Raw genomic sequence first — 26,881 nt, 5'->3', positions numbered from 1 at the left:
CACTCGTCAGGGCCAGCGCACCGCCACCGGGACCTTCGTGGGCGCCGTGGTGCCATTGCCGAGGGAGCCACTGGTGTTGTCGCCCCAGCAGTAGACCGCATTTCCAGCAGTCAGGCCGCAACTGAAACCGCTACCGGCGACGACTGACCGGAAGGCGAGTGCGCCAACGATTGCGGTTGGCGTCGAGCGGTGTTCGTCGGTTCCGTCGCCCACCGCCCCAAAGTTGTATCCCCAACAGAAGCCCTTTCCGTCGGCCTCGGCGCCACAACTTGTCTGGACACCAACTGACAGGTCTACGAAGGCGTGTCCCCCGAGGACCGCTGTCGGTTCGGCGCGCTTCCCCGGTCCGCCCGTCGTCTCACTCGAGCCTTCGCCGAGGGTGCCGAAGCTGTTGAGTCCCCAGCAATAGGCGGCGCTCGCAAAGTCCACTCCGCACACCGCCTGGATGCCAGCCGTGATCGTGCGGAAGACCCTGCCACCCGATACCGCCACCGGCGTCGTGCTGGTCGTGGCCAGGCCGTTGCCAAGCTGCCCGCTCGGCCCAAGGCCCCAGCAGTACACGAGGTTGGTGGTGGTGAGACCGCAGGTGAAATCGGTGCCGGCAACGATGTTCCGGAACGTCAGCCCTAGAACGGGCACGGCGGTGAGGTGTTCACCGGTGCTGCCATCGCCGAAGGCCCCTGCCGGGGAGGTGCCCCAGCACCAAGCTGTGCCCTCGATGGAGACGGCGCAGACGTGAGTGCTCCCGACCGCGAGGCTCTTGAAGATCCGTCCCCCCGCCACTGGCGTCGGGACGAGGCGACGAATCTTCGTGCCGTCACCCAGTTGCCCGCTTTCGTTGCTGCCCCAGCAATAGGCCGCCCCAGCGAACGTGAGTCCGCAGCTGACGTCGGCGACCCGCGATACGGAAATCTCCTTGAAGGAAATCCCGCCATGCACGGCCACTGGCGTCGGGTTCACCAGCGACGTGGTGTTGTTGCCGAGTTGGCCATTGCCATTGTAGCCCCAGCAATAGGCTTTGCCTGCGACGTCGATGGCACAGGTGTGGGCCCCCACCGCGACGAAGACGATTGCGGGCGGGTTGTCGTTGGGCGGGGTGACTGCCTGGATGACGGTGACCCGGATCGCCTTCACGTGGACGAAATCCCCGGCCGTGGCGCGAACGACGAGAACGTACTCGCCCGGTGTCACGGTGGCCGATGCGGTCATCGTGAGGGTGAGGCTGTCGGCGACACCCGTGGTCACGATGGTGGCCGCCAATCCATTCGGTGCACCAGTGACCGTGTACCCGATGGCAGCAGTCAGCCCATCGAGCCTGGTCGCCTTGATGGAGGTACTGACCGACCCACTCTGGGTGACGGCGGTGGCTGCCGTCCCGACCGCAATGGTGAACTCGGGATGGCCGCCCCCCGCAGTCAGGGTTGTGTCGCACCCTGCCAAGGTCAGCGCGATGGCCACGAAACCAAGGCCGCGGTAGAACGATCGAAGAGTCGGTAGCCGCATTTGGTGCTATCATCCCGGGAGTTGAGGAGCCTGCTGCCGCCAATACCCCAGAAAGCGGCATTTCTCCCCGAACCCCGACACGCCGGACCCGCCGATGCCCCTCTTCCCCATTGCCGACCAGGTCCGCTCCGGCTGGCCAGCCGGCGCACGTGACTTCGATTTCCTGCAGGGTGACTGGATCATTCACCACCGCCGACTGCGGGAGCGGCTGGTCGGATCGACCGAATGGATCGAGTTCGAGACGCCTTTCGTGATGCAGGCGCTCCTCGGCGGGCTGGGGAACATCGATCAGTGTCAGACCGCGGGGGAGCCGTTCTACGAGGGTGTCTCGATGCGCTTCTTCGACCTCGCCGACGAGCAGTGGCAGATCTACTGGGTCGACACGAGCACGGGGCGCCTCTGTCCTCCGGTCGCCGGGCGGTTCGAGGGGGCCATCGGCACCTTCCGGGGAGAAGACAGTCATGCCGGGGCGCCGGTGCGCGTCACCTTCCAGTGGGATCGTACTGATCCTTCGCGTCCGGTGTGGAAGCAGGCGTTTTCGCCGGACGGTGGCGTGAACTGGGAAACCAACTGGTACATGCATTTCCGGCGACCCTGACCGGGATCAAACTTCGGAGCCGTTCGATGACAAGAACACTGCGCCGCTACTGGCTGGCCGGCGGCCTGCTCGCGCTCTGCGCCTGCGCCACGTTGCAGCAGATTGCCGCGCTCAGGCGGGTCGCCTTCGCACTTGGTGGCGTACGAAATGGGCGGATCGCGGGCGTCGCGCTCAGCCGGATCGCCGGCTACCGCGACCTCACCGCGGTTGACGTTGGCCGGATTGCCCTGGCCGTGGCGAGCAACAACGTGCCGCTGGAATTCCAGGTCGAGGTACGGGCGCAGAACCCCGCCGAGAACCGGACCACCGCCACGATGGTGCGGCTCGCCTGGACGCTGTTGCTCGATAACCGGGAAACGATCAACGGTTCACTCGACTCGAGCCTGACCCTGCCCGCCGGCCAGACTGTGGTGATTCCATTGCAAATGCGACTGAACCTGCGTCAGTTTTTCAGCGGCCCGATCGAGAGTCTGGTCGATCTCGCGGCGGGGGTGGCCGGGGTGCGGGCGGACCCGACCCGGGTCACCATCAAGGCCACACCAACGATCAACACGCCGATCGGACCCATCAGCTATCCGTCGCCGATCACCATTGTGAGCGGAACTATCGGGGGATCGAGTTCGCCCTGAAGCTGAGCGGGTCCCGCCTCGATGTCGGCGACCCATCGGGTGCCACGCAGAGTGAAGCACCCCCTGTTCACCACCAACAATCTGGAGTACGTGTGATTCACCAGAGCATCCTTGGCACCATCGGCAACACCCCTGTGGTGCGGATCAACCGGCTCGCTCCATCGCACGTTACGATGTACGTCAAGTGCGAGGCCTTCAACCCGCTTTCCTCGGTGAAAGACCGTCTCGCAGTGGCGATCATCGAGGACGCCGAGCGTCGTGGTACGCTGCGTCGCGGCCAGACCGTCATCGAGGCGACGTCGGGGAATACCGGCATCGCGCTCGCCATGGTGTGCGCCGCCAAGGGATACCCCTTCGTTGCCGTCATGTCCGATTCGTTCTCGATCGAGCGCCGGAAGTTGATGCGGATTCTCGGCGCCAAGGTCGTGCTGACGCCGGCGGCCGAACGAGGAAGCGGGATGGTGCGGCGCGCCGAAGAGCTTGCCGCAAAGAACGGGTGGTTCCTGACCCGGCAGTTCGAGAATCCCGCGAACCCGGAATACCATCGCAACACCACCGGTCCGGAAATCCTGCGCGACTTTGCCGGTCAGCCGCTCGATGTCTGGGTTACCGGGTACGGCACCGGCGGGACGCTGACGGGTGCCGGCGAGATCCTCAAGCTGGCGCGTCCAGGGATCCGGATCGTCGTGACCGAGCCGGAAGGTGCCGCGCTGCTGTCGGGGAAGGAGTGGGCGCCGCACAAGATCCAGGGCTGGACTCCGGACTTCGTGGGCGCCGTGCTCAATCGCTCGGTGTACGACGAAATCGTTACGGTCGCCGACATCGAGGCGCGCGACACTGCGCGCGAGCTCGCGATGAAGGAAGGGATCTTCTGTGGTATCTCCTCCGGCGGTACCTTCGCGGCGGCACGCAAGGTCGCCGAGAAGTCACCGAAGGGCACCGTGCTCCTGGCGATGCTTCCCGATACCGGTGAACGGTACCTCTCGACCATTCTGTTTGAAGGGATCAACGAAGGGACCGACGAGGTGCCGGGAGCGTAGTTCAGCTGGGTTGAGCGCCCGGGTGCAACCGGCTGGGGTGGCATCGTCACCCCAGCATGGACTCCCCATCGGGGGGAGGTCGAGGAATGACGGAGGCCCGTGATGATTCGCAAGCTCGCATCGGGGGAGTATCGATTGTATTCCCGACGCAAGAACCCGAAAACCGGGAAGCGCCGCAACCTAGGCACCTTCGCCACCCGCGCGGCAGCCGAGAAGCACGAACGGGAAGTGCAGTACTTCAAGCGGCACTAGCGCTCAGGAGCGTCGGCGGATCGGTGGTGGCGTGCTATCCTTGGTACTCCCGTACCGAGGGCGATGCGCACAATGCACCCCGAATCCCACCGCAGTGACCGGATCGGCTGGCTCCGTGCGGCCGTACTCGGCGCGAATGACGGTCTGATCTCTACCAGCAGTCTCGTGGTCGGGGTCGCGGCCGCTCAACCGGATGCCGCCGCCGTGCTGGTCGCTGCCGTGGCGGGGCTGGCCGCCGGGGCGCTCTCGATGGCCGCCGGGGAGTACGTCTCGGTGTCATCGCAATCCGACACGGAGCTGGCCGATCTCGCACGCGAGCGCGGCGAGCTTGCCACGTCGCCCGAATTCGAGGCTGCCGAACTCGCCGGCATCTATGAGCAGCGTGGCCTCACGCCGGCACTCGCTGCTCAGGTCGCGCAGCAGCTGATGGCACACGACGCCCTTGGCGCGCACGCTCGCGACGAGCTGGGCATCCACGAGCTCACGCGTGCCCGCCCCATTCAGGCGGCGCTCTCCTCCGCCGCGGCGTTCGCGACAGGCGCCGCCGCCCCAACGATTCTCACTGCACTGGTCCCCCTTAAATGGCTCACCCCCAGCGTCGTGGCCAGCACCATCGTCTTGCTGGTGATTCTCGGCAGCGTGGCGGCGGGACTCGGTGGTGCCTCGCGCTGGCGCGGCGCACTCCGGGTGGCCTTCTGGGGCGCGGTCGCGATGGCGTGTACGGCGGGAGTCGGGCGGCTCTTCGGGGCTGTCGTCTGACGATGCACGAGCGAGTACCACGATGATTCGCACCGCCACCCTCGCCGATGCTGACGCGCTGGCGCGGATCTACAATCACTACATCACCGACACCATCGTGACCTTCGAGGAGGAGCCGATCGACGGCGCCGAGATGGCCGCGCGGCTCGCCGACGTTGTCGCCGCGAGGCTGCCGTGGATTGTGGCCGAGGAGGGTGGCGTGGTGGTGGGGTATGCCTATGCCAGCCGGTGGAAGGCGCGTGTCGGCTACCGCTTCTCGGTCGAGAGCACCATCTATCTCGCCCAGGCGGCGACGGGGAAGGGGATCGGAACCGCGCTCTACCAGTCGCTCCTGGATCTGCTGCGCGAAGGGCCGACGCATCTGGTGATCGGCGGCATCGGACTTCCCAACCCTGCGAGTGTGGCGTTGCACGAGCGACTCGGTTTCGAAAAGGTCGCGCAGTTCAAGGAAGTGGGAATCAAGTTCGGCACATGGATCGATGTGGGATACTGGCAATTGAAGCTGAAGCCCGAGAGCGACAGGGGTCCGTCGGCATGACCTGGTTTCTCCTGCTCGTGCTGCTCGCGGCGATCTTCTCCGGTGCGACGGCGAGCGTCGTGGGATTCGGTATCGGTTCCCTGATGACGCCACTCCTCGCGACGCGACTCGGCGCCGGAGTCGCCGTTGCGGCCGTCACGATTCCCCACGCGCTCGCCACCGCGCTTCGCTGCTGGCGGTTGCGGCAGCGAATCGACTGGCGCGTGGTGCGGGGATTCGGCCTGCTGAGTGCGATCGGGGGATTGCTGGGCGCACTGCTCTACACGCGCCTCGGGCCGAGCGCACTCACGAAGGTGCTTGGTTCGCTATTGCTGCTGACGGCGGTCGCGCAGCTCAGTGGCTGGTCGCGGCGGTGGCATCCGCGCGGGATCCTGGTCGGGGTGTTCGGTCTCACGTCCGGACTCTTCGGTGGTGTCGCCGGCAATCAGGGTGGAATGCGTGCTGCGGCGCTGATGGCGTTCGATCTATCGCCAGCAGCGTTCGTGGCGACAGCCACCGCCACCGGTTTGATGGTGGACGCCGCACGCATGCCGGTATATCTCTGGTCGACCGGCGGCGCACTCGTTCCGCACTGGTTGCCGACTGGCATCGCGACCATCGGTGTGCTCGTCGGGACGCTGGTCGGCGAACGGATCGTGCTGGGGATGCCGGTGGCGAAGTTTGCGCAGGTGGTGGCTTGGGCCATCGGAGTACTCGGCATCTGGCTGTTGTTCGGCGTCGCGTGATGGGTACGGATCTTCTTCGCGAGGAGTGGCAGACGTGAGTCGTTGGCAGCGCATCGTCGTGATCGGCATCGTGATTGTCCTGCTCTATGAGCTCGCCGCCTCGCTCGGCTCTGGCCCGCTAGGCATTCCCTATTACCGCGCCATCTATGGCACCTGGCTCATCTACGCCGGCGTGGCCCTTGTCGCGGGGCGGGCGATGAATTCGGTAGGAAGTGCGGCGCTGGCAGCGGGAGTGGTGGGACTGGTCGAAGCGACGGTGGGCTGGTGGATCTCGTGGCAGATTGGTCCAGGCAGGACCGAGACCTTCTCAATTGCCGGTGCGGCCGTGGCGATTGCGATGGTGACCTTGCTCGCGATGGTGATCGGCGCGGTGGTGGGACTGCTGGTACGCCAGCGGCCGCGGCGCAGCCACTGAGTGCTGAGGTGCAACGCCAAGGTCGGTAGCGCGTCCCCCGGCCATCAGTTCCTCGGCGGGAGTCTCCGATGGCCGCACCTGCAGTCGATCCGTTCCATCCACCCGAAGCCTCGGCGAAGGCCGGCTCGCTGCGCTATCAGCTCGACGACCGCCCCGGCCTTACCAGGCATCGCAGTGGCCGCGGCTTCAGCTATCGTGATGCTGCGGGGCAGACGATTCGCGACCGGAGTACGCTCGAACGAATCCGGGCCCTCGCAATTCCTCCCGCCTGGACCGCTGTCTGGATCTGTCCGCAGCCCAACGGACATCTGCAGGCGACCGGGCGTGATGCGCGTGGCAGAAAGCAGTCGCGCTACCACACTCGTTGGCGCGAAGTGCGCGATGCCACCAAGTACGAGCGTACCCTGGCGTTTGGCGGCACCCTCGCCCGAATCCGCGCGGCACTCTCGCGTGACCTCGGCCGCAACGGCATTCCGCGCGAGAAGGTGCTGGCGCTGATCGTCCAGTTACTCGAGGCCACCTTCATCCGCATCGGCAACGAGGAGTATGCCCGTACCAACCGGTCGTATGGCCTCACCACCTTGCAGGATCGTCACGTCGAAGTCAGCGGGAGCACGATCCAGTTCCGCTTTCGCGGCAAGAGCGGCAAGCCCCACGCCATTTCACACCGCAGTCGTCAGCTGGCGCGACTGGTGCAGCAGTGCCGCGATCTCCCCGGGCAGGATCTCTTCCAGTATCTCGACGAAAACGGCGACGCCCAGACGATCGAGTCGAGCGACGTCAACGGTTACATTCGAGAGATAGCAGGCCAGGAGTTCACGGCGAAGGATTTTCGCACCTGGGCCGGCACCGTGCTGGCTGCACGGGCACTCGACGAACATCGCGAGACTCCCGCGCCACCGGGGCGGAGCGCGCTGGTTGCCGCCGTGAAGGCAGTGTCCGAACAGCTCGGCAACACGCCGGCGGTTTGTCGCCGCAGTTATGTCCACCCCGCCGTGCTCGGTGCCTTTGAGGATGATGACCTGTACCGGCAGTGGCTGGGTGCCGCAAAGTCCGGTGCCGTGCGCGACGGGCTCAGCGGGGAGGAGAGTGCGGTGCTCCGCTTTCTCGAGGCGATCGCCCCGGGCTGAAGCCCCGTTCTTCCAGATGTCCATTGGCACCATCCCCGGCCGTCATGATGCGGACGGTGCAGCGTGCCCGTCCGCGACTGAGAGGGATTTTCGATGAAGTACATCTTGCTGGACTACGTCTCCGAGGGCGGCTGGCCGGAGTTATCGCCCGAGGAGCAGACGCGGTGGCTGGGCGCGTATCAGGCCTTCGTCGGCGCGATGACGACGGCCGGTGTGCTCAAGAGCAGCGGCGGGTTGCAGCCCACGAATTCGGCGACCACGGTGCGCACGGTCGATGGCAAGCATCGCGTGCTGGATGGGCCGTATGCCGAGGCGAAGGAGCAGCTCGCGGGTTTCCACATCATCGAGGTGGCTGACCTCGATGCCGCGCTGCTCTGGGCCGCGCGCTCGCCCACCTCGATTCACGGTGTCGTGGAAGTCCGGCCCCTGATGGAACGATCGGAAAATCCGGTAGTCCAGCGCTTCATCGATGGCGAACCGGTGTCAGGGTGAAACCGACCGGCCGTCTTGCGGAGACACCATGCGGAAACTGAGCGTATTCAACAATGTGACCATCGACGGCTATTTCACCGGCGCCAATGGTGACTTCTCCTGGGCACACAGCGGCCCCCCCGATCCGGAGTTCGATGCCTTCGTTGCCGGCAATGCCGAGAGCAATGGTGAGCTGCTCTTCGGGCGAGTGACCTATCAGCTGATGGCCGCCTTCTGGCCGACACCAGCCGCAGCGCAGATGAATCCGGTGGTGGCCGCGGGGATGAACAGCATGCCGAAGATCGTCTTCTCGAGCACGCTCGAGCGGGCCGAGTGGCACAACACCCGGGTGATTCGCGGCGGGCTGGCCACGGCGGTCCGCCAGATGAAGAGCGAGATCGGCCCCGATCTCGTGATCCTCGGGAGCGGCACGCTCGTCGCGCAACTCGCGCAGGAATCGCTGATCGACGAATACCAGCTGGTCGTGAATCCAATCGCGATCGGCAGCGGGCGGACGATGTTCGATGGCCTTTCGTCGCCCCGGCAGTTGAAACTCGCGAGTACCCGGGCCTTCGCGAGCGGAAAGCTTTTCAACTGCTACGAGCCGTCGCGGTAACTCCGTGATTCCCGAGCAAGGCGATCGGCAGGCGCATCATGCCGCCGACGCAGTCGCCAGGCGCAGTTATGGCAAACTGGTCGCCTTGCTCGTCGCACGCGGCCACGATCTCCCGGCCGCGGAAGACGCGCTCGCCGATGCGTTCGCCGCCGCGCTGGTCGATTGGCCGCAGCACGGCGTGCCGAACAATCCCGAGGCATGGCTGCTTACGGTGGCACGGCGCAAGGCAATCGATGCCGTGCGGCGGGAGCAGACCGGGACGCTGGCCTCCCCGCAGTTGCTGCTGCTCACCGAAGAACTGCTGCAGCACCAGGACGCTCAGGAGATTCCCGATTGCCGCCTCGCGCTCCTCTTTGCCGCCGCGCATCCTGCCATCGAGCCGGGGATTCGCGCGCCGCTGATGCTGCAAGTGGTGCTCGGGCTCGAGGCGCGCACCATCGCCTCCGCCTTCCTGACCTCACCCGCTGCGATGGCGAAGCGGCTGGTACGGGCCAAGGAGAAACTTCGGCACGCCGGGATTCCATTCGCCATTCCTGAACGCGAGGAACTCCCCGCGCGGCTTGAGAGCGTCCTCGACGCGATCTATGCGGCGTTCTCCGAGGGATGGGGCGATCCCGAAGGATCGGATCCGGTGCGTCGGGACCTGATGGATGAGGCCCTCTTTCTTGCCCGCATCGTGACCGACCTGCTTCCCGATGAGCCGGAGGCGCTCGGGCTGCTCGCGCTCCTGCTGCATGTGGACGCGAGGCGTCTGGCAAGGCGCGACGGAGTCGGCGATTTCGTGCCGCTCGCGGCACAAGATGCCACTCGCTGGAATCTGGTGTTGATGCGGGAGGCCGAGGCGACACTTCGTCACGCTGCGTCGTGCGGCAACACCGGACGGTATCAACTCGAGGCCGCGCTCCAGTCGGCCCACGCGACTCGCAGGATTGCACGCGTGGACAACCGTATCGAAGCCTTGCAGCTCTACGACGCACTGTTCGCGCTGCACCCTTCTCCTGTCGTCGCCATCAACCGTGCGCTGGCGGTCGCTGAAGTGGATGGGGGCGAAGCAGGGCTGAGTGCGATGCCCGATGCGAGCAGCGACCGCAGACTGGCGGAATACCAGCCCTACTGGGCGACTCGGGCTGAATTGCTGGGTCGGATCGGGCGGGTCGAGCGTGCAGCGACAGCGTATGACAACGCCATCGGACTCGCGCATGACCCGGCGGTCCGACGCTACCTGCTGCGCCGGAAAGCTGAACTACTGCGCGGGGGTGACCTCGACGGCGAGCAGCCGTCCGCCGGGGAGCACCGACACGACTGAATCGACGCGATGGGTTGCCCGGAAGCGCAACTCCTGTTCGGCCCACGCGCCCTGTGAGAGCAGCAGCGTGAATCGCGGCGGCAGGGCCGGCCCGTTGAGTGAGTCGGGCGAGACAACCCGTACCAGCTGACTGCTATCGGCAAAGAACGCGAGCCAGCTCTGCCACTGCCAGCTCTCACCCCAGCTGTAGTAGGGATGGGCTTTGTCCGCCGCGAGAATCCACGCTTGTCCCGGCTGGCCCCGCCGCGCCGCGACCAGTCTGCCGGTACTCCCGACATCATTTCCCTCGGCCACGCCGCGCGCGGCGAAGTCGCCAAAGATCCGCGCGTTGACCACGAGAATCGTGGCCACCGCCAGCATCGCAACTGCATTCGCGACCCGCGTGCGTCCCGCTCCATCGGCGCCTACCCGCCGACTCACCCATTCGGCGAGCCACCAGAGACCGCTCCCCGCGAGCCACGCGACGAACGGGAGGATCACGAGCAGCCGGGTGTAGTTCGGTGCCTTGGTGATCACGAAGGCGAAGGCGAGGTAGAGCGAGAGGAAACCGGTGAGCGCAAGCAGTTCAGCGAGCGCTTCATCTCGCCGACGATAGAGCGTGCCGACGGCGACCACGACGCCGACCCAAAGCAGCACACCAGTGATCCGGTCAGTGAAGCCGTGGCCAAGGTTGGGATAGATGTAGCCCTGGTCATGCACTTTGCCGTTGAAGGTGCCGAGCCCCTGACGGATGTTGGCTTTCCACGCGGCGGCCGGCGTTGGGGTTCCGGTCCACTGCTGTTCCAGCAGGCGGCCTTCTGGGTAGAAGAGAAATTGCTGCCGCTGGTAGCCGTAGGCCTGGGCCTGATGCTTGTTGCTGGCGATCAGCACCGGCGCCGCCACAACTGCCCACCCCGCCACCGAGACGAGACCCGCGATCAGCACGCGCCGGAACAATGCGCGGTTCGGTCGCACGAGCCAGGCAGCACCAAGCGTGGCACCCCAGATCACCAGCGTGATGCGCGAAGGGAAGTAGGTGTAGAAGGTGAGTCCCGCTGCGGCACCACCGAGGAAGAGCCAGCCGCTGGAACGCCGGACAAAGCCGTGCACGAACAGGAGCAGCGACAGCAGTTCGAGGAAGAGTCCGGTGTTGTCGCGCATCGCCATCCGGCTGATGCCGATCAGCGAATGATTGGCTCCCAGGATGAGGGCAACCGTGGCCGAGCGCAGCGGGGTGGTGAACTGGCGGCAGAGTCCATAGGCCAGCAGCACCGAGCCGACCCCGAAGAGCGAGTGAATTACCCGGAAATGATAGAGGTCGATGCCGCCGAGCCGCTCGGCCAGCCAGCCGAACACCACGAAGATGCCGGCCGGAAAACCGAAGTACCAGCTCAGTCCGAGCGGGTCGGTGTCGCGTGCGTGGAGGAGCTGACGCGCGACGTACATGATGGTGACTTCATCGGTGTTGACCTGCCACGGCGTGGTGTAGAGCCGCCAGCAGTAGAGCGGGAGCACGATGAGGGTGACGAGGGCAATGGCGATGATGTCGTGGCGGAGCGGAGTGACCCTCGGCTGCGCCGGTGTGCTGGTGCGTAGTGCCGCCGCGACCAGCGCCACCGCGCCCACGAGGAGGAGCGGCAGCGCGGCGTGATATCCCGAGACGGCATAGCGCGCCGACACCGCGACGGCGGTAATCGCGCCGATGGCTCCGAGCGCCAGCGCCCGCGAGCGAGCACCGCGCATCGCGGGCGCCGTCAGTCGGCCGCTGCGGCGCTGTTCAACTTGGCGAGTGCGTCGGGTGGCTGATATGCCACGCGGGCACCGTAGAGACACGCCTCGCGGTAGGCCGCCTCACCAGTATCACAAGCTGCCTGCCGCTGCGCCGTTTCGGCGCGCAGCGTGCCGATCATCTCGCCCACGGCCTCGTAGCACTTGAGCTTCGCATTGACCTCAGTCACTGCCTTGCAGAGCGCGATCCCGTCGTCGGGCTTGGCATTCTTGTTGACGTAGCTCTTGGCGAGCCCGAAGAAGCACCAGGGGCGATAGCTGTCGGTGCCGAGATTGCACATCGAGATCGCGCGGGCGTTGTCGTTGAGGGCAAACGCGCTGATATCGCGACCGAGGCTCTGGTAACAGACGTAGCGCATCGCCTTGGGCGCGGTGTCACAGGTCTTCGCGGCACTGCCGATGTTGCCGCCATTCTGGTAGAGGATCGCCGCCGTCTGCATTTCGTAGCAGGAGAAGAGGTATCGCTCCGCCATCACCGAGCAGGGGTAGAGGAGGTCGTTCTTGTCGAGCGCCTTGAACGGTTCGCTCGCGCCGCCCGCCATCCCTTCCATATGCATTCCTTCGTGCGACATCAGGCCGTGCGATTCGGCCGTCTTCGACTGCTGATTGACGATGTTTTCCATGAAGACGCCGGCGTAGCACGAGCGACGCCCCCACTCGTCCGGCATGTAGTCGCAGTCCTTGAGGGCGCGCGGGACATCGTGACCGTAATACATCGTGAGCCCGTGCCCCGCACCGTGGACGCACTGGAAGAGCAGCCAACGATCGGATTCCTTGATGCGGAACGGCGCGCAGACGGCGTTGACCTCGACGGCAGTCACCGACTTCGCGGCGCTGAAGTAGGCCTGCAGCACGCCGTGGTAGCAGCCGGACTCGTTGCTCTCGTCACACTGCCCGAAGATCGTGGTGATCTCGCCGCCGCCCTTCTCGGCCGAGATGCCGATGCCGTGGGCAAAGACGTGCCCGTTGGGGGCGGCATCGGGGTCGATCGTCTTGAGGCGCTCCAGCGACTGCATCGCGAGCTTGACCTTGCCGGCCACGGCGAGCGAGTCGAAGCCGGCGGAGTAGCAGCTGATCTTCTTCGCCCCGTCGGCCGCGCAGCGGGCCTTGAACTTCGCAGCGATCGCGGCGGGTTCCTCGGCGGCAGCCGGGCGGCTGAACCAGTCGAGCGGATTGATCCGCTTCTGGCCGAGGAGGTAGCTCCCCGCCGCGACCAGGACCACGAGTCCGAGGATCATCGGCCAGGCCGTCTTGCCGTCACGATTCTTCATTGGAGCCGCCGGGGGTGGGGAGTCTGCGCAGAGTCTGACTGATCAAGTATGAGACGGCCGCAACCCGGGAACAAGAGGCGGGAGCCAGTGGGGACCCGGTAGCTTCCGGGGTGATGTCGAGAAGTCCGCGACAGCTCCGACTCCTCCATACCAGCGCCACCACCGGCGCCGAAACCCACAGGAGACCCGAAGATGCGGTTCATGCTGATGATGAATGCCCCCAAGGGGGGCACCGAGGGATGGCATATCAACAACTGGTCGCCCGAAGACTTCAAGGCCCACATCGCCTTCATGATGTCGTTCAACAAGACACTGACGGCCGCCGGCGAAATGATCGCTGGGGAAGGGCTGGCCTCACCCGCGGAGGCCAGGGTGATTCGCGCGGCGAGCGATGGTTCCCCGATTACCGATGGGGTCTTTCCGGAATCGAAGGAATACCTCGCTGGTTTCTGGATCGTTGAGGTCGACACCCCCGAGCGGGCGTGGCAACTGGCGGCGCAGATCTCGGCGGCCCCTGGCCCAGGCGGCGCTCCGTTGAACATGGCCGTCGAAGTGCGCCAGGTCATGAGCGGTCCGCCCACGGACGCCTGATGGAACTCCTGCGGGAGCTTGCACCGCAGGTGCTTGGTGTGGTGGCCCGCCGTCACGGCGACTTCGCGGCGGCGGAGGATGCCGTGCAGGAGGCACTCATTGCAGCTGCGTCGCAGTGGCCGGTGGCCGGAGTCCCCGACAATCCCCGCGGCTGGCTCTACCACGTCGCGATGCGACGACTCGCGGATCAGCTGCGGAGCGAGTCGTCACGTCGACGGCGGGAGGGGATTGTCGCGCGCGAGCAGGCCGCGCTCGAGCCGTTTGCGCCGCCGCCAGACGAGAGTCTTGGCGTCGAGCAGGACGACACCCTGATTCTGCTCTTCATGAGCTGTCATCCGGCGCTCTCATCGTCGTCGGCTATCGCGCTTACCCTGCGGGCCGTGGGCGGGCTGACGACCGCCGAAATTGCCAAGGCGTTCCTCGTGCCCGAAGCGACGATGGCCCAACGGATTTCCCGCGCCAAGCAGAGCATCCGGCTCTCGGGCGCGGGCTTTTCGTTGCCGACGGATGGCGAACGCGCCGCCCGACTCGGCGCCGTGCTGCACGTGCTCTATCTGCTCTTCAGCGAGGGATACAGCAGCAGCATCGGGGCGGAGCTGCAGCGAACGGACCTTTCCAATGAAGCGATCCGGCTGACGCGGGCGCTGCACCAGCTGCTGCCCGATGATGCCGAGGTTGCCGGAATGCTGGCGTTGATGCTGCTCACCGATGCGCGGCGTGCAGCGCGCACCGGACCACTCGGCGAACTGATTCCGCTCGACGTACAGGATCGGGCGCTCTGGAATCGGGCGCAGATTGCCGAGGGCAGTGCGCTGGTCACGACGGCGTTTGCGCGGGGGCAGGTCGGGCCATATCAGCTGCAGGCCGCGATTGCCCTGCTCCACGACGAGGCGGAGCGGGTCGAGGTCACCGACTGGCCCCAGATCCTCGCGCTCTACACCGTGCTGATGCGACTGGCCGACAATCCGATGGTCGCGCTGAATCGCGCGATCGCGCTCGCGATGGTGGAGGGTGTCGCGGCAGGGCTGCAAGAACTCGATGAGGTCGCAGGCGACCCACGCGTGGCGGGGCACTATCGCCTCGACGCCGTCCGGGGCCATCTGCTCGAGCGCGCCGGGGACGTGGCCGGAGCGGTAGACTGCTACCGCAGGGCGGCCGAGCGCACCACGAGTCTACCGGAGAGGGAGTACCTTCAAACCAAGGCTGCGAGCCTGAACGGGCGCGGCTGACTTCTCCCAAGACAAGTCCGAAAGACCCTGATTTGAGGATGCCTCAATGCGCCTTATCCCTGGTTCGCTTTTCCTCGTTGCTTCCCTGGCCGCCTGCGCCGCACCGGCCCCCGGGCCGGCTGCCGGCACTGGCGCGGCTGCCGTCGATACGATCGCCATCAAGCAGCAGACGCACGACGCCTACATCAACGCGATCAACTCGAACAACATCGACTCGCTCGGCGCGATGCTGGCCGAGGATGTGGTGTTCATGACCGGAAACCTGCCGCCAGTGGTCGGCAAGGCGGCCGCGATGGCCTGGGTCGGTGGCTATCTCAAGGCGTACAAGACGCACTGGGACAAGCCGTCGCAGGAGTTCAAGGTCGCTGGCGACTGGGCCATCGAGCGCTACAACTACAAGTCGGTGGATACCCCGATTGCCGGTGGCACGCCGATGGAAGACACCGGCTGGGGCCTCATCCTCTACCACCACGATGCCGACGGAAAGTGGCGCGTCTCTCGCGATGCCTGGGGCGTCGACCATCCACTGGCCACCAGCAAGTAACCTTTTACAGAGTGAGAACAGGGCTGATGCAATTGCACGAACGACTGATTGCCGAATTCACCCAGGAAGTCGGCTCCACGAAGCGGGTGCTCGAGCGGGTGCCCGAAGAGAAACTCAGCTGGAAGCCACACCCGAAGTCGATGTCGCTGGGACAGCTCGCAATGCACGTTGCCAATGTTCCGGGTGGCGTGGCTACGCTGGCGAGTCAGCTGGTGGCGGAGGTGCCGGTGGTCCCGCTGCACGAGGCCACCTCGCGCGAAGAGTTGTTTGCGGTACTGGAGCAGAGTGCGGCCACGGCCATCAATTTCCTGAATGAGTGGGGTGATGCCGGGCTCGATGCCGAGTGGCGAATGACGATGAACGGCCAGACGCTGCTCACGATGCCGCGCTATCAGATGATCCGGTCGATCATGCTGAATCACTGGTATCATCATCGTGGCGAATTGATTGTCTACCTCCGGCTGCTCGATGTGCCGGTCCCGGGGATCTATGGGCCGAGCGCCGATGAGAATCCGTTTGCGAGTTAGATCGCTCACCCTGGCCGCCGCCAAGCGGGCTCACTGATGCGCAAACTCCCGGTGTGGTTGGGTGTTGCCTGTGCCATTGCGGCTGGCAGCGTGATCGGCCATTTCGATTCGCAGCCGACCTGGGACGACACCGGCGTCACTGTCGGCGCGGTGCTCCTCTCGTCGCTGGTGCTCGCGGCAATGCAGCCGCGGTGGGCCTGGCTCATCGGACTCGGGGTGGGCGTGCCCGTGCTGGTGATGAATGTGATGGCGACCGGTTCGTATGCCTCGATTGCTGCGGTGGGATTCGCACTCCTCGGCGCGGGAATCGGCTACCTGGTCGGGCGAGGCCTCTCTACCGCTGGACCGCAACTGTGAGCCACGCGCTCCCCGCCGTGCGACCGATTTCGCTGGATGAGATCCTTGCCGCCCGCGACCGGATCGCCGGCACCGTTTTCCGGACGCCGCTGGTGCCACTCGATCTCGGCCCCGGCTTCCCCGAGATCCTCGTGAAGCTCGAGACGTTGCAACCGATCAACTCCTACAAGCTGCGCGGCGCCGCAAATGCGGTGGCCCTCCTCTCTCCGGCGGAGCGAGATCGCGGTGTCTGGACGGTGAGTGCCGGGAACGCGGGGCAGGGAGTCGCCTGGGCGGCGCGTGCCGCCGGAATTCCCTGCACCGTGGTCGCAGTCGAGTCGGCACCGGTGGCGAAGCTCGACCGGATGCGGGAGCTGGGCGCCCGGGTCGTACCGGTGCCGTTTGATGTCGCGTGGCAGGCGATGGAAGAGCACCAGTTCGAGGGGATCGCGGGCACCTTCATCCATCCCTTCGATCATCACGACTTCATCGCCGGGCACGGGACGATCGCCCTCGAAATTCTCGAGGATGCGCCCGATATCGCGACCGTGATCGCACCGATCGGTGGTGGCGGACTCATCGCCGGGATCGGCAGCGTCCTCAAGACGCTGCGACCGGAGATCGCCCTGGTCGGTTCGGAGCCGGAGACCGGATCTCCCGCCGCGCTCACCGCAGCCACCGGGATACCCCAGCCATTTCCCGGCTGGCGCGCATCATTCGTGGATGGCGCGGGAGGGAAGTCAATGCTGCCGCGGATGTGGCAGCGGATCGCGCCGCTGGTCAATCAGTATGTGGTGGTCACGCTCGAAGAGACGCGCGCAGCGATGCGCCTCCTGGCATCGCGCGCACGCGTGGTCTCCGAGGGAGCGGGCGCACTCGCCCTTGCCGCCGCGCTCACCGGGAAGGCGGGCAACGGGCCGATCGCCGTGATTGTCTCAGGCGGCAATATCGACCTGGAAAAGTTCGCCACCCTCATCAGCGCCGGGAGTAACTCGTGAGCCGTATCGAGGAACGCCTGCTCGCCCTGGGGCTGGTGCTCCCGGCGCCGCTCACGCCACCTCCCGGGGTGGTCCTGCCATTCGAGATGGTGCGAATTGTCGGCCAGCGCGCGATCATCTCCGGTCACGGTCCCCAGAATCCCGATGGCTCGATCGCGGAACCACTGGGGAAAGTCGGCCACGATCTCACCCTCGAACAGGGACAGCACGCGGCGCGCCTCGTCGCACTCTCCCTGCTGGGCTCGCTGCAGCGTGCGCTTGGTGATCTCGACCGCATCACCGCCTGGACGCGACTCCTCGGTATGGTCAACTCGGCCCCCGGGTTTACGTCACAGCCGCTCGTGATCAACGGTTGCTCCGATCTCATTCTTGAACTCTTCGGGCCGGTGATTGGCGCCCACGCGCGCAGTGCAGTCGGGATGGCCGAGCTGCCGTTCCGGATTCCGGTCGAAATCGAAGGCGAGGTCGAGTTCCGGTGATCGCGCGAAGGGTGTCATCGCTGCTCGTGCTGGCACTCTGCGCCGGCACAGCACGGCTTCTGCCACAGGAGGCTCGCACCACCGAGCGCGTGCGCCTCCGTGCCGGCCCGACGCTCGACGACAGCATCCTCAAAGTGCTCGCGAAGAACGCCCACGTGTCGCTCCTCTCGACCGAGGTCGCTGCCGCCGGCTTCTTTCACGTGGCGCTTCCCTCGGGCGATGAAGGTTGGGTGCACGGTCACTATCTCGTCCTGAGTGACCCCGATGAACCAGCGCTCGATTTTCACCCCGCCGACGGATCCACCGGACATCCGCTCTGCGGCGGCGAGAAGTACTACCGCTGGGCCGCGAAGGTCGATCATTCCGATGTCACCGAGCCTCCGACTCACACCACTGTGACGACGATGCTCGGCTGGCCTGGTGCGGAGATCGGTCGCGATCTCGGGTCGTTGTGCGCGGATCGTGGTGGCAGGGAACTGCGCGCCTACGAGGTGACGGGCTGGGTTCGCCGCGTCAAGAAACACGAGGAGGACGGCGACTGGCACATCGAGTTTACCGCGACGAAGAGTGCGGCGGTCGGGAATTGCATCATCGCCGAGATTCCCGATCCCGAGCACGGTGGCGAATACGCCGACGCGCGGGCAGCGCTCGAGGTCTTGCTCGATGCCTCGAATCTGGCGTCGAACGGCGATGTCACTCCTGCCGTGAGGGTGAGGTTCGTCGGTGCCGCGTTCTACGATGGCTGGCACCGCAACTCCAACGACCATGGCCGATGCAACTCGAGCCCCGGGGCGCGCTGGGAGTTGCATCCGGTGTTCACGGTAACGGAGCCGTAAGCCGTGGGGTCGATGAGATACCATGTCGGCACGCGCCTCGTCGCGGCGATCTGCGTGGCCGGGTGTGGTGGATCCCGAGGTGCCACCAGCGTGGTCCACGATAGTGCAGGAATCAGCATTGCCGAGAGCCGGTCGCCCGCTGGAATTGCATTTTCAATCGATTCCGCGCCGACTCTCGATGTCGGCCCTGCCGCCGGCTCCAGTAGTGAGTTCGCCACGTCACCGCTCTCGGTGATCAGGCTGGCGAATGGTGCTCTTGTAGCGGCGGGCTGGGCGACGACGGAGATGCGGCTGTTCGATGGAGCGGGACGCTGGATTCGCACCGTCGGCCGTCGCGGGTCCGGCCCGGGGGAATTCGAGGGATTGGGCTTTGTCTTCCAGGGACCGGGCGATACCCTCGTGACCTATGAACCCGGCACGGAACGGGTGCAGCGCTGGCACCCGGACGGAGCCTTCCTCTCCTTCTCCCATTTCGCCCAAGCTCCCGGGCGACCGGGCGGCTGGATCACCGGTGTGTTCGACGATGGCTCGCTTCTCATCGAGTCTTCAAGGTCCGACCACCGAGATGATACGCAGCCGGCCATTCGTTCCCAGGTGACGTTATTTCGAGCGCCCGTCGGCGGCGGCAAGTGGGACTCCCTCTTCAGCTACCCGGGGGTGCTTCGCATGCGGCATCCGATCGAACCAACCTGGACATTCGGGAACCCGTTGTTCACGCCAGTCCCAGGCTACCATCAGCGTGCCGGTCGGATCGCGTTCGCTGCGGGCGATCGCTTCGAGGTTCGGATCTACTCTGCGAATGGGATCCTGCAGCAGATCGTGCGGCGTTCGACGTTACCCCGAACGATTTCATCAGCGGAATTCGACAAGGCCGCTGCCGCCTTCCTGAGCCTGCGGCCGGCCGCGACGCGAGACCGATTTCGTGCCCGCCTGCTCGAGACGTCGACATCGCGCGTGCGACCGCCGGTCTCGGGTGTATGGCTGGCCGGTGACGGCAGACTCTGGGCGACATTTGGCGAGAATGACATCGGAGAGCGGGTTCAGGCGAGTGTCTTTGACTCCGCGGGCCATTGGGAAGGGGATGTTGCGCTCCCGCCCGGATTCGAAATCAATCAGATTGACGCAGATGGCCTGCTCGGTACTGTGGTCGATAGCCAGGGCTTCCGCCACATTCGATTCCATCGCTTCATCGACAACCGACGGGCTGGCGTTCTTCCCAGGCCGTGAGGGCCAGGCGTGGCGCCCGCTGGGGGTTGCATCCGTTCCTCCTGGTCAGCGAGCCGTAAGAAGCCTTTTCGCTCGTCGGGCGCCTTCAGGTATCATGGGTGTCGGGTCGTCAGGTACGCCCGCGCATCTCCGTGTTGCGAACCGCTCCTCTCTCTACTTCAGCCGTGAGTACACTCTGGGCGCCCTCGATCGTACTCGCCGCGCGCTTCGCCGATGCGCACCATGGTGCCTCACGCTGCTCATCACCGCCTGCAGTCGCTCCGTCGATTGCGGCCCCGACAGCCGATGGGCCGCCCTGACGCTGGCCCACCTGGCGCGGTATCCGGCAATGGAACCGGTCGATGCGTTCAAGCTCCTGCAGCAGGCCACGCTGGGGAGTGAACACGCGGTGCGTGACCCGCTCGAGCCAGCCCGCTGGATGACGCGCGAATGGGCCTCGCTCGGCGACGGCCCCGCGGAGCCGCTGGTCGATACACTTGGCGCGAATGGGGCGTTCGCCCGGATTCACCTGCGACCGTGGCGCGCCACCGGCAGAGCTCCCTCCGAGGTCGTGACGGCATTCGTCGCGACCGCGCGGACGGCGACGGCGGATACTACCGCGCTCCGCTGCGCGATTCGTGCGGTGGTCGCGCTGGCGCACGACGGCCAGGTCAGGTGGGATGCCGACAGCGTCACTGCGCAGGGACGGCGGTGGGAGGCGGCGCATTTCCCGGCGGTGGATCACTCCCCTCGATTCGAGGCGGCGTACCGTCCCGCCTATCGCGTGGTGTCACTGCCGCTGGTGGCCACGCTGCTGACTCCACCGACGCCATATCCACCCGCGCTCTGTGCCAATTGCGCCACCTGGAATATTCCGACCGCGCCGTTCAAGCTCACCGGCAACAGTTGGTACGTCGGCACTCGCGGGCTGAGTGCGATCCTGATCACGGGGCCGGCGGGACATATCCTGATCGATGGCGGGCTGCCGGAATCGGCGTCGCAGATTCTGGCAAACGTCAAACAGCTGGGTTTCAACGTGAGCGATATCAAGCTCATCCTGAATTCCCACGCGCACTCCGATCACGCGGGTGGCATCGCCGCAATTCAGCGCGTGTCGGGGGCTTCAGTAGCCGCGAGCGCGGCCTCCGCAGCTGTGCTCCGTCGGGGGCTGCCGAATCCGGACGATCCCCAGTTCGGAACAGCGTTGCCGTATCCGCCGGTGACTGAGGTTCGCACCTTTGCCGACGGCGATACGCTGCGCGTCGGGACCCTCGAGATCATCGCGCACGCCACTCCCGGGCACACGCCTGGAGGCACCAGCTGGTCGTGGCGCTCGTGTGAGGGAGCGATCTGCCGTGACCTTGTCTATGCCGACAGTGAAACACCGGTCTCGGCCGACGACTTTCACTTCACCAACAACACGAGCTATCCCGAGGCACTGGCGGATTTCGAGCGTGGGTTCCGGGTGCTCGAACGGTTGCGGTGCGACGTCCTGATCACGCCGCATCCCTCGGCGTCGATGCTCTGGGAGCGTGTTGCTGGCAACCGGCTGGTGGACGCCGAGGCCTGTCGACGGTATGTAGTCACGGCCCGCGCTGCCGTCGCCAAACGCATCGCAACCGAGCGCGGCAACTAGGTGCCGCAGCGCACTCGCTTCATCGGGAAATCGATGCCGCGCGTGGTGCCGCCTTGCGGGCCCTCGATGCGGGCGCGCAACGAGTCTGCGCCCGCCTTCCGGTAGATGATCTTCGTGGGGAAGTCGTGCTGCGGGTTCTCGAACACCGCCATCGTGTCGCTCACGTACGTTGCGGGAAAGGACGCAAGCGTCTGCCCCGAGGGCTGCGACACATACGCGGCCTTGCCGTTGAGTACCTCGATTCGCAGCTGTTCCCAGGAGCGGACCACATTGCCGGCGACCGTGCGATTCATCCCCATCATCATGCCGCCGAGCGGTGCCATCCACTGTTCGTGGGAGACGCGCGTGCCAGAGCGCTGTTCCCAGCAGCCCGCGATCCAGCCGAGGCGGGCGACATCCGCGCTCCCCTGGGCACGAGCGGAGTGGACCAGGGTGCCGAGGAGCAGGGATGTTACGAGCATCGATTTCATGTTTTCGCCGTGTCTGGGGTGACGAAGTGAACCGGAGCAAGCATAGTGGCGCTTCGGCGCAGCGGCTTGGACAATTGCGACAGCCGCGGAAGGCATCCTGATGATGGAGTATCAGGAGTTCCTGCCCAGTCCGGTACCGCGGTCGTTCGTTCGCTGCTACTGGCAGCTGCGGGGCGAGAGTGTCGGCGAGAGTGCCGATCCGGCCCTCCCTGATGGCTCGCCCGAGTTGATCTTCAATCTCGGCGATTCGTTCGACCACCTTGAGCCGGATGGACGAACTGTCCGCCAGCCGGCGGCGTTCCTGGTGGGGCAGATCACCCGACCGATGCTGGTGCGTGCTACCGGACGGAGCGACCTCATCGCGGTGCGCTTCGAGCCCTATGGTGCGGCCATACTGCACGACTGCATGGCGGAGCTGACCGACCAGTGGGTGGGAATCAATTCCCTGCGCGATGGCGTACTGCTCCCGGTCGCCGAGCAGCTGGCCGCCGCCGATTCCGCGAGCGAACGTGTGGCGATACTGGATGCGGCGATCACGACCCTCGCGACAGATGCCCCGATGCCGGATGCCCGGGTCGTTGCCGCTGTCCGCGCGATATTCCTGGCGCACGGCAATCTCCGCTGCGACGAACTGGCGCTTGCGCAGGGCCTGACGCTCCGTTCGTTGCAGCGCCTCTTCGCGCGTGAGGTGGGGGTCAGTCCCAAGCTGCTGACACGGATCGCGCGATTCCAGCGCGTCTTCGCCGCTCGTCGCGACGACCCGGGGAGCTTCGCCCGGGTGGCAGCGCAGTGCGGCTATGCTGATCAGTCGCACCTGGTCCGCGATTTCCACGATTTTGCGGGGATGCCCCCGGCCGAATTACTGGCGGCCCTGCCGGAGCTTACCGGATTCTGGCTCAACCAATGATCTCCCCAAGCCTCCCCTGCGAGGGGACGAGTAGATTGAACCCGTGACTGAACCCGCTGCTTCCGCCGTCGCCCCAGCGCTCGCCGTTCCGTCGGCCGCGGCCGTACCCACGGCGCGACCCGACCGGAAGTTCGATCGGTCGATCATCGAAGGGCCACTCCCCGCGGCGATCTGGAAGCTGGCGTGGCCAGCGATGATCACCAACATCATCGGCGGGATGCAGGGGATGATCGACCATATCCTGGTCGGCCACTATGTCGGGTACCAGGGCAATGCGGCCATCGGTGTCTCGAACCAGATCTTCATCATGGTCGTCTCGTTCATCATGTCGCTCTTCACCGGAATGAGCGTGCTGGTCGCGCGCTTTGCTGGCGCCAACGATCATCTCAATGCCGATCGCACCGTCTATCAGGCCTTCCTCACGGCGATCCTGCTCTCCCTGGGCGTACTGGCGCCGCTGGGGTACTTCCTGTCACCCGTGTTGCTCAACTTCGTGAATGCTGCACCGGGCGTGCAGGCGCTTGCGCTGCCGTACCTCCGGATCATGTTCGTCTACAGTATGGGGATGCTGCTCTTCTACATGCTCGGTGGCGCGCTGCGTAGCGCCGGCGACGCGCGGACCCCAATGATCCTTGGCATCTCAATGACAATCGGGAACATCATTCTCAACATCATCCTGATTCAAGGCTGGGGTCCCATCCCCGCGTACGGCGTGAAGGGTTCGGCGATGGGAACCGCAATCGCCTCGGGCCTCGTGGGTGCGTACGGCATCTGGAAGCTCTACCACGGCGGCTGGGTGGTGTCGTTTCCGAAGGGGATGGGGTATCGCCCTGACTGGGCCATCATTCGCGAGCTCTTCCGCTTCGGGCTGCCGGCAGGATTTCAGGGCATTGCGATGAACATCGGCGGTGTTCTGATGCTCGGCTTCATCGGCTCGTTGGCTGCGAGTGCTGCAGCCCAGGCTGCGTATGCCGTGTCGTATTCGCAGCTCTTCTCCTTTATCACCTGGACGTCTGTCGGACTGATGGGTGCGGCCGCGGCCGTGGCGGGCCAGAATCTCGGTGCCCACCAGCCCGATCGTGCTGCCGCCGGCGTCAAGGTTGCCGCCCGCTTCGGTGCCATGGGCGCCGGCACCATCGGGCTGGCCTTCCTGCTGATTCCACGACAGCTGCTCGGCATCTTCGGAATGAATGATCCCGAGGCGGTCGAGATCGGTGTACATCTGCTGCGGGTGCTCTCGGTCAGCGGCATCTTCATTTCAACGGCGCTCGCCTACACGGGCGGCTTGCAAGGGACGGGCGACACCCGAAGCCCGTTCTATATCTCCGTTGTGTCGCAGATCATCATCCCCCTCGGCATCTGCTTCACGGTGCGCCACTTCACCACGCTGCAGCCGATGCACATCTGGATCGCGATCCTCACCGGGCACTTCACTCGCTCGATGCTCGGGATGTGGCGCTTCAACCAGGGGAAGTGGCGCACGATCGCGGTGAAGGTCTGATCCGGTGACGGCACCGTCCGGACAGCTCTTCCGTCTCGCGGCCTTCACGACGACGCCGTCTGGCGGCAACCCGGCCGGCGTCTGGGTCGGCGACCTGCTCCCCGAGCCGGAGGAAATGCTACGCATCGCCCGCGAGGTCGGCTATTCCGAGACGGCGTTCGTCGCACCAACCACCGGGAGCGAGCGCATCATCCGGTATTATTCCGCGCTTGCCGAGGTGACCTTCTGTGGCCACGCAACAATTGCGACCGGGGTTGTTCTGGGCGAGCTGTCCGGCGATGGTCGCTACCTGCTGAGCACGATGGCCGGTGATGTGCCAGTCGTTGTGCAGAGTCTCGGCCACCAACGCGAAGCGTCCTTGACCTCGGTCGAGCCGAGTCACCTGCCGGCGCCGGATGAACTGGTGGACGAGGTGCTCGCGACGCTCGGCTGGACCAGCGACGAACTCGACACCGATCTCCCGCCGGCGCGGGCGTACGCCGGCGCCTACCACCTGATCATCGCTGCCGACACAAAGGCCCGCCTCGACGATCTCGAGTACGACTTCGACGGACTCAAGGCGATCATGGAACGCGAGAACCTCACGACTCTTCAAGTGGTGTGGCGCGAGAGTGCCGACTGCTTCCACGCCCGCAACCCCTTTCCCGTCGGTGGGGTCGTGGAGGATCCGGCTACCGGCGCCGCCGCCGCGGCGCTCGGCGGATATCTCCGGGATGCCGGGCTCGTGCGCGCTCCGGCGAGAATCAGCATCCGGCAGGGAGAGGCGATGGGTCGACCGAGCCTGCTCGCGGTCGAGATTCCGGAGCACGGTGGCATCATCGTGACCGGCACGGCTGTGCACCTCTGAGCCGTGACGATGCCTTCCCCGACGCTTGAGATTGCAGTTGCCGAAATCGTCGAGGCGATCGACCGTTGGCTTGAGGCGTTCCACACGCCGCTGCTGGTCGCGATCGACGGACGCAGCGGGACGGGCAAGTCACTGATCAGTGCCCGAGTCGCCGAATCGTTCGGTGCCGCGCTCGTTCATTCCGACGACTTCTTCAGTGCCACGGTCACGGCAGTCGAATGGGATGCGCGGACAGCCATCGAGCGAGCTCGCGACTGTCTCGACTGGCGCCGGCTGCGGAGCGAGGCGCTGCTGCCGCTGCTCGATGGCAACGCGGCCGAGTGGGATCAGATCCGCGTCGAGCCGCGGCCGATCATCCTGATGGAAGGGGTATACGCTTCGCGCCCCGAACTGGCTGACCTCGCTGGGCTCACTATCCTGGTACAGGCCCCAGACGTCGTGATTCGCGAGCGACTCGCCGCCCGCGAAGAGGCCGCTACACTTTCCGAATGGCAGCGACGCTGGATGCCCGCCGAGCGGCACTTCTTCCAGCAGATCCGCCCGCCGGCGTCGTTCGATCTGGTGGTACAGAATCCGTAACCGGAGCATCCACTCGTGACTATGCAATCCGCACGCTCGGCATTCCGGGCGGCCGGGTGCCTCGCTGTCGCCCTGACTTCGACGCTGGCCGCTCAAGCGCCCGCGATGCCCGCGCACAGTACCTTTACAATCCTCTCGCATGCGGTGGGGGAAACGCGCACGATCAATGTCTATACCCCGCCTGGCTATGACGCAGGGAAGCAGACCCGATACGCGGTCCTCTACATGCCCGACGGCGGAGTCGCCGAAGATTTCCCTCACGTGGTGATCTCGGTCGACTCGCTGATTCGGCATCGGAAAATTCCGCCGACGCTCGTGGTCGGAATCGAGAACACGCAGCGTCGTCGTGACATGACCGGACCGACCACGGTGACCAGCGACAGTGCGATTGCCCCGCGCGTGGGTGGCTCCGCCGCCTTCCGGAGCTTCATTCGTGATGAGCTGATTCCTGAAGTGAAGCATCGGTATCGCACCACCGACGAGACCGCGATTGTGGGCGAGTCGCTCGCCGGACTGTTCATTGTCGAGACCTTCCTGTACGAGCCGTCACTCTTCCGCCGCTATATCGCGATCTCGCCAAGCGTCTGGTGGAACCGCGATGAACTGGTCGGAACCGCCGAAGCGCGTCTCGCCGTGGGCGGAATGCAGGGGCGGCGCCTCTATCTCACGGCTGCCAACGAACAGGGGATCTCGACCGGCACCGCAACAATCGCGGCGCTGCTCAAGGCGAAGCCACCCACCGGACTCATCTGGTGGTACGTACCGCGCCCCGATCTCGAGCATGGCACCATCTATCTGGGCCAGGGGCCAGCAGCGCTGGCGAGGGCGCTGCGGTAGCCACCACACTGGCGAATCCGCGAATATTCCTGGCCGGTGCTCAGCGCAGGAGCCGCGGTCGTCGGATCAGGATCCGCGCGTCCGCGATTCGGTCGCGCCCGGCGGCGGGCGCGCCCGCCCGCTCGGCGAACGCGCCTGCGAATCGCTCGCCGGCGCACAGAGCGCCGGCTATGGACGCGCTCCCTACTGATACTCCTCCCGCGGCCCCCGCACCGAGCCCCACTGAGAGGATGCCCACGAGCAACGGTGGCGAATCCGCGAATATTCGTGGTGGGTGCTCGGTGCAGGAGCCGCGGTCGTCGGATCAGGATCCGCGCGTCCGCGATTCGGTCGCGACC

At 65.7% G+C, this 26,881-nt stretch carries 31 protein-coding genes; 27 read left to right on the top strand and 4 right to left on the bottom strand.

The features are described 5' to 3' along the window. Positions 1-6 precede the first annotated feature (6 nt). Positions 7-1,503: a hypothetical protein gene (locus V4558_03710; protein ID MES2304583.1), complete on the bottom strand. Its 1,497-nt coding sequence runs from the start codon at positions 1,501-1,503 to the stop codon at positions 7-9. A gap of 94 nt (positions 1,504-1,597) precedes the next feature. Here V4558_03710 and V4558_03705 point away from each other — a divergent pair, with 94 nt between their 5' ends. The 12 genes from V4558_03705 to V4558_03650 all read left to right on the top strand — a co-directional run bounded on the left by V4558_03705 (position 1,598) and on the right by V4558_03650 (position 9,982). Next, the gene (locus tag V4558_03705) at positions 1,598-2,101 is read left to right on the top strand and encodes a hypothetical protein (protein ID MES2304582.1); all 504 of its coding nucleotides are present in this window, start codon (positions 1,598-1,600) and stop codon (positions 2,099-2,101) included. Between the two features lie 26 nt (positions 2,102-2,127). After that, positions 2,128-2,730, top strand: coding sequence for a hypothetical protein (locus tag V4558_03700; protein MES2304581.1), 603 nt, complete (start codon positions 2,128-2,130; stop codon positions 2,728-2,730). Positions 2,731-2,822: 92 nt separating this feature from the next. After that, positions 2,823-3,770, top strand: a complete 948-nt coding sequence (gene cysK / locus V4558_03695; GenBank protein MES2304580.1) for a cysteine synthase A — start codon at positions 2,823-2,825, stop codon at positions 3,768-3,770. Positions 3,771-3,872: 102 nt separating this feature from the next. Next, complete coding sequence (locus tag V4558_03690; protein MES2304579.1) at positions 3,873-4,022, top strand: hypothetical protein; 150 nt, start codon at positions 3,873-3,875, stop codon at positions 4,020-4,022. A 63-nt stretch (positions 4,023-4,085) separates the two neighbouring features. Further along, positions 4,086-4,781, top strand: coding sequence for a VIT family protein (locus tag V4558_03685; protein ID MES2304578.1), 696 nt, complete (start codon positions 4,086-4,088; stop codon positions 4,779-4,781). A gap of 22 nt (positions 4,782-4,803) precedes the next feature. Further along, positions 4,804-5,319, top strand: a complete 516-nt coding sequence (locus tag V4558_03680; protein MES2304577.1) for an arsinothricin resistance N-acetyltransferase ArsN1 family B — start codon at positions 4,804-4,806, stop codon at positions 5,317-5,319. Then, positions 5,316-6,044 carry a sulfite exporter TauE/SafE family protein gene (locus V4558_03675; protein MES2304576.1) on the top strand — a complete coding sequence of 243 codons (729 nt, stop codon included), beginning with the start codon at positions 5,316-5,318 and terminating at the stop codon, positions 6,042-6,044. Before V4558_03680 ends, V4558_03675 begins: the two co-directional genes overlap by 4 nt. Positions 6,045-6,078: 34 nt before the next feature. Beyond that, positions 6,079-6,459 (top strand): hypothetical protein, encoded by a 381-nt coding sequence (locus tag V4558_03670; protein MES2304575.1) that lies wholly within the window; start codon positions 6,079-6,081, stop codon positions 6,457-6,459. A gap of 68 nt (positions 6,460-6,527) precedes the next feature. Continuing rightward, positions 6,528-7,589: a DNA topoisomerase IB gene (locus V4558_03665; GenBank protein ID MES2304574.1), complete on the top strand. Its 1,062-nt coding sequence runs from the start codon at positions 6,528-6,530 to the stop codon at positions 7,587-7,589. A gap of 93 nt (positions 7,590-7,682) precedes the next feature. After that, positions 7,683-8,081 (top strand): YciI family protein, encoded by a 399-nt coding sequence (locus tag V4558_03660; GenBank protein MES2304573.1) that lies wholly within the window; start codon positions 7,683-7,685, stop codon positions 8,079-8,081. Positions 8,082-8,109: 28 nt separating this feature from the next. Then, positions 8,110-8,676, top strand: a complete 567-nt coding sequence (locus tag V4558_03655) for a dihydrofolate reductase family protein (protein MES2304572.1) — start codon at positions 8,110-8,112, stop codon at positions 8,674-8,676. Between the two features lie 4 nt (positions 8,677-8,680). Beyond that, positions 8,681-9,982, top strand: a complete 1,302-nt coding sequence (locus V4558_03650) for a DUF6596 domain-containing protein (protein MES2304571.1) — start codon at positions 8,681-8,683, stop codon at positions 9,980-9,982. Here the strand turns inward: V4558_03650 and V4558_03645 are convergent. Together V4558_03645 and V4558_03640 are read right to left on the bottom strand one after the other, a co-directional pair. Then, positions 9,920-11,704: a hypothetical protein gene (locus tag V4558_03645; protein ID MES2304570.1), complete on the bottom strand. Its 1,785-nt coding sequence runs from the start codon at positions 11,702-11,704 to the stop codon at positions 9,920-9,922. The two genes, V4558_03650 and V4558_03645, sit on opposite strands and share 63 nt — an antisense overlap. A gap of 11 nt (positions 11,705-11,715) precedes the next feature. Next, a complete protein-coding gene (locus V4558_03640) occupies positions 11,716-13,020 on the bottom strand; it encodes a hypothetical protein (protein ID MES2304569.1) in 1,305 nt (434 codons plus the stop codon). A gap of 192 nt (positions 13,021-13,212) precedes the next feature. On the opposite strand from V4558_03640, the gene V4558_03635 reads away from it, so the two are divergent. From V4558_03635 to bla, 10 genes are all read left to right on the top strand, one after another. After that, entirely contained in the window at positions 13,213-13,611 is a 399-nt protein-coding gene (locus V4558_03635) for a YciI family protein (GenBank protein ID MES2304568.1), read from the top strand. Further along, entirely contained in the window at positions 13,611-14,840 is a 1,230-nt protein-coding gene (locus V4558_03630; GenBank protein MES2304567.1) for a sigma-70 family RNA polymerase sigma factor, read from the top strand. The genes V4558_03635 and V4558_03630 overlap by 1 nt, the downstream gene beginning before the upstream one ends. A 46-nt stretch (positions 14,841-14,886) precedes the next feature. Then, on the top strand, positions 14,887-15,384 hold the full coding sequence (locus V4558_03625) for a DUF4440 domain-containing protein (GenBank protein ID MES2304566.1): 498 nt from the start codon (positions 14,887-14,889) through the stop codon (positions 15,382-15,384). Positions 15,385-15,410: 26 nt separating this feature from the next. Further along, positions 15,411-15,911: a DinB family protein gene (locus V4558_03620; protein MES2304565.1), complete on the top strand. Its 501-nt coding sequence runs from the start codon at positions 15,411-15,413 to the stop codon at positions 15,909-15,911. Between the two features lie 36 nt (positions 15,912-15,947). Further along, a complete protein-coding gene (locus tag V4558_03615) occupies positions 15,948-16,268 on the top strand; it encodes a hypothetical protein (protein MES2304564.1) in 321 nt (106 codons plus the stop codon). After that, on the top strand, positions 16,265-17,245 hold the full coding sequence (locus V4558_03610) for a pyridoxal-phosphate dependent enzyme (GenBank protein MES2304563.1): 981 nt from the start codon (positions 16,265-16,267) through the stop codon (positions 17,243-17,245). The genes V4558_03615 and V4558_03610 overlap by 4 nt, the downstream gene beginning before the upstream one ends. Beyond that, positions 17,242-17,724 (top strand): RidA family protein, encoded by a 483-nt coding sequence (locus V4558_03605; protein MES2304562.1) that lies wholly within the window; start codon positions 17,242-17,244, stop codon positions 17,722-17,724. Before V4558_03610 ends, V4558_03605 begins: the two co-directional genes overlap by 4 nt. A gap of 11 nt (positions 17,725-17,735) precedes the next feature. Continuing rightward, complete coding sequence (locus V4558_03600) at positions 17,736-18,560, top strand: SH3 domain-containing protein (protein ID MES2304561.1); 825 nt, start codon at positions 17,736-17,738, stop codon at positions 18,558-18,560. Between the two features lie 12 nt (positions 18,561-18,572). After that, positions 18,573-19,787, top strand: coding sequence for a hypothetical protein (locus tag V4558_03595; GenBank protein ID MES2304560.1), 1,215 nt, complete (start codon positions 18,573-18,575; stop codon positions 19,785-19,787). A gap of 328 nt (positions 19,788-20,115) precedes the next feature. Next, complete coding sequence (gene bla / locus V4558_03590; GenBank protein MES2304559.1) at positions 20,116-21,402, top strand: subclass B3 metallo-beta-lactamase; 1,287 nt, start codon at positions 20,116-20,118, stop codon at positions 21,400-21,402. Here the strand turns inward: bla and V4558_03585 are convergent. Continuing rightward, positions 21,399-21,863 (bottom strand): DUF6265 family protein, encoded by a 465-nt coding sequence (locus V4558_03585; GenBank protein MES2304558.1) that lies wholly within the window; start codon positions 21,861-21,863, stop codon positions 21,399-21,401. The two genes, bla and V4558_03585, sit on opposite strands and share 4 nt — an antisense overlap. A 109-nt stretch (positions 21,864-21,972) precedes the next feature. Between V4558_03585 and V4558_03580 the strand changes: the two genes are divergently transcribed. Genes V4558_03580 through V4558_03560 form a run of 5 tightly spaced genes read left to right on the top strand, consistent with a single transcriptional unit; the run spans position 21,973 to position 26,543 of the window. Beyond that, on the top strand, positions 21,973-22,779 hold the full coding sequence (locus tag V4558_03580; GenBank protein MES2304557.1) for an AraC family transcriptional regulator: 807 nt from the start codon (positions 21,973-21,975) through the stop codon (positions 22,777-22,779). A gap of 43 nt (positions 22,780-22,822) precedes the next feature. Next, positions 22,823-24,280, top strand: coding sequence for an MATE family efflux transporter (locus V4558_03575; protein MES2304556.1), 1,458 nt, complete (start codon positions 22,823-22,825; stop codon positions 24,278-24,280). Between the two features lie 4 nt (positions 24,281-24,284). Beyond that, positions 24,285-25,127, top strand: a complete 843-nt coding sequence (locus tag V4558_03570) for a PhzF family phenazine biosynthesis isomerase (GenBank protein ID MES2304555.1) — start codon at positions 24,285-24,287, stop codon at positions 25,125-25,127. Between the two features lie 3 nt (positions 25,128-25,130). Continuing rightward, the gene (locus V4558_03565) at positions 25,131-25,706 is read left to right on the top strand and encodes a hypothetical protein (GenBank protein ID MES2304554.1); all 576 of its coding nucleotides are present in this window, start codon (positions 25,131-25,133) and stop codon (positions 25,704-25,706) included. Between the two features lie 21 nt (positions 25,707-25,727). Then, on the top strand, positions 25,728-26,543 hold the full coding sequence (locus V4558_03560) for an alpha/beta hydrolase-fold protein (GenBank protein ID MES2304553.1): 816 nt from the start codon (positions 25,728-25,730) through the stop codon (positions 26,541-26,543). Positions 26,544-26,881: the final 338 nt, after the last annotated feature.

It is taken from the genome of Gemmatimonadota bacterium (genome assembly GCA_040388535.1).
Classification (GTDB): domain Bacteria; phylum Gemmatimonadota; class Gemmatimonadetes; order Gemmatimonadales; family GWC2-71-9; genus Palsa-1233.
This window is presented reverse-complemented; position numbering and strand designations above follow the sequence as displayed.

Excerpts from the sequence above, each read along its gene's own strand:
- V4558_03710 (MES2304583.1), bottom strand. The coding sequence starts at position 1,503 with ATGCGGCTACCGACTCTTCGATCGTTCTACCGCGGCCTTGGTTTCGTG.
- V4558_03705 (MES2304582.1), top strand. The coding sequence starts at position 1,598 with ATGCCCCTCTTCCCCATTGCCGACCAGGTCCGCTCCGGCTGGCCAGCC.
- V4558_03700 (MES2304581.1), top strand. The coding sequence starts at position 2,128 with ATGACAAGAACACTGCGCCGCTACTGGCTGGCCGGCGGCCTGCTCGCG.
- V4558_03690 (MES2304579.1), top strand. The coding sequence starts at position 3,873 with ATGATTCGCAAGCTCGCATCGGGGGAGTATCGATTGTATTCCCGACGC.
- V4558_03685 (MES2304578.1), top strand. The coding sequence starts at position 4,086 with ATGCGCACAATGCACCCCGAATCCCACCGCAGTGACCGGATCGGCTGG.
- V4558_03680 (MES2304577.1), top strand. The coding sequence starts at position 4,804 with ATGATTCGCACCGCCACCCTCGCCGATGCTGACGCGCTGGCGCGGATC.
- V4558_03675 (MES2304576.1), top strand. The coding sequence starts at position 5,316 with ATGACCTGGTTTCTCCTGCTCGTGCTGCTCGCGGCGATCTTCTCCGGT.
- V4558_03665 (MES2304574.1), top strand. The coding sequence starts at position 6,528 with ATGGCCGCACCTGCAGTCGATCCGTTCCATCCACCCGAAGCCTCGGCG.
- V4558_03660 (MES2304573.1), top strand. The coding sequence starts at position 7,683 with ATGAAGTACATCTTGCTGGACTACGTCTCCGAGGGCGGCTGGCCGGAG.
- V4558_03655 (MES2304572.1), top strand. The coding sequence starts at position 8,110 with ATGCGGAAACTGAGCGTATTCAACAATGTGACCATCGACGGCTATTTC.
- V4558_03645 (MES2304570.1), bottom strand. The coding sequence starts at position 11,704 with ATGCGCGGTGCTCGCTCGCGGGCGCTGGCGCTCGGAGCCATCGGCGCG.
- V4558_03640 (MES2304569.1), bottom strand. The coding sequence starts at position 13,020 with ATGAAGAATCGTGACGGCAAGACGGCCTGGCCGATGATCCTCGGACTC.
- V4558_03635 (MES2304568.1), top strand. The coding sequence starts at position 13,213 with ATGCGGTTCATGCTGATGATGAATGCCCCCAAGGGGGGCACCGAGGGA.
- V4558_03630 (MES2304567.1), top strand. The coding sequence starts at position 13,611 with ATGGAACTCCTGCGGGAGCTTGCACCGCAGGTGCTTGGTGTGGTGGCC.
- V4558_03625 (MES2304566.1), top strand. The coding sequence starts at position 14,887 with ATGCGCCTTATCCCTGGTTCGCTTTTCCTCGTTGCTTCCCTGGCCGCC.
- V4558_03620 (MES2304565.1), top strand. The coding sequence starts at position 15,411 with ATGCAATTGCACGAACGACTGATTGCCGAATTCACCCAGGAAGTCGGC.
- V4558_03615 (MES2304564.1), top strand. The coding sequence starts at position 15,948 with ATGCGCAAACTCCCGGTGTGGTTGGGTGTTGCCTGTGCCATTGCGGCT.
- V4558_03595 (MES2304560.1), top strand. The coding sequence starts at position 18,573 with ATGAGATACCATGTCGGCACGCGCCTCGTCGCGGCGATCTGCGTGGCC.
- bla (MES2304559.1), top strand. The coding sequence starts at position 20,116 with ATGGAACCGGTCGATGCGTTCAAGCTCCTGCAGCAGGCCACGCTGGGG.
- V4558_03585 (MES2304558.1), bottom strand. The coding sequence starts at position 21,863 with ATGCTCGTAACATCCCTGCTCCTCGGCACCCTGGTCCACTCCGCTCGT.
- V4558_03580 (MES2304557.1), top strand. The coding sequence starts at position 21,973 with ATGATGGAGTATCAGGAGTTCCTGCCCAGTCCGGTACCGCGGTCGTTC.
- V4558_03560 (MES2304553.1), top strand. The coding sequence starts at position 25,728 with ATGCAATCCGCACGCTCGGCATTCCGGGCGGCCGGGTGCCTCGCTGTC.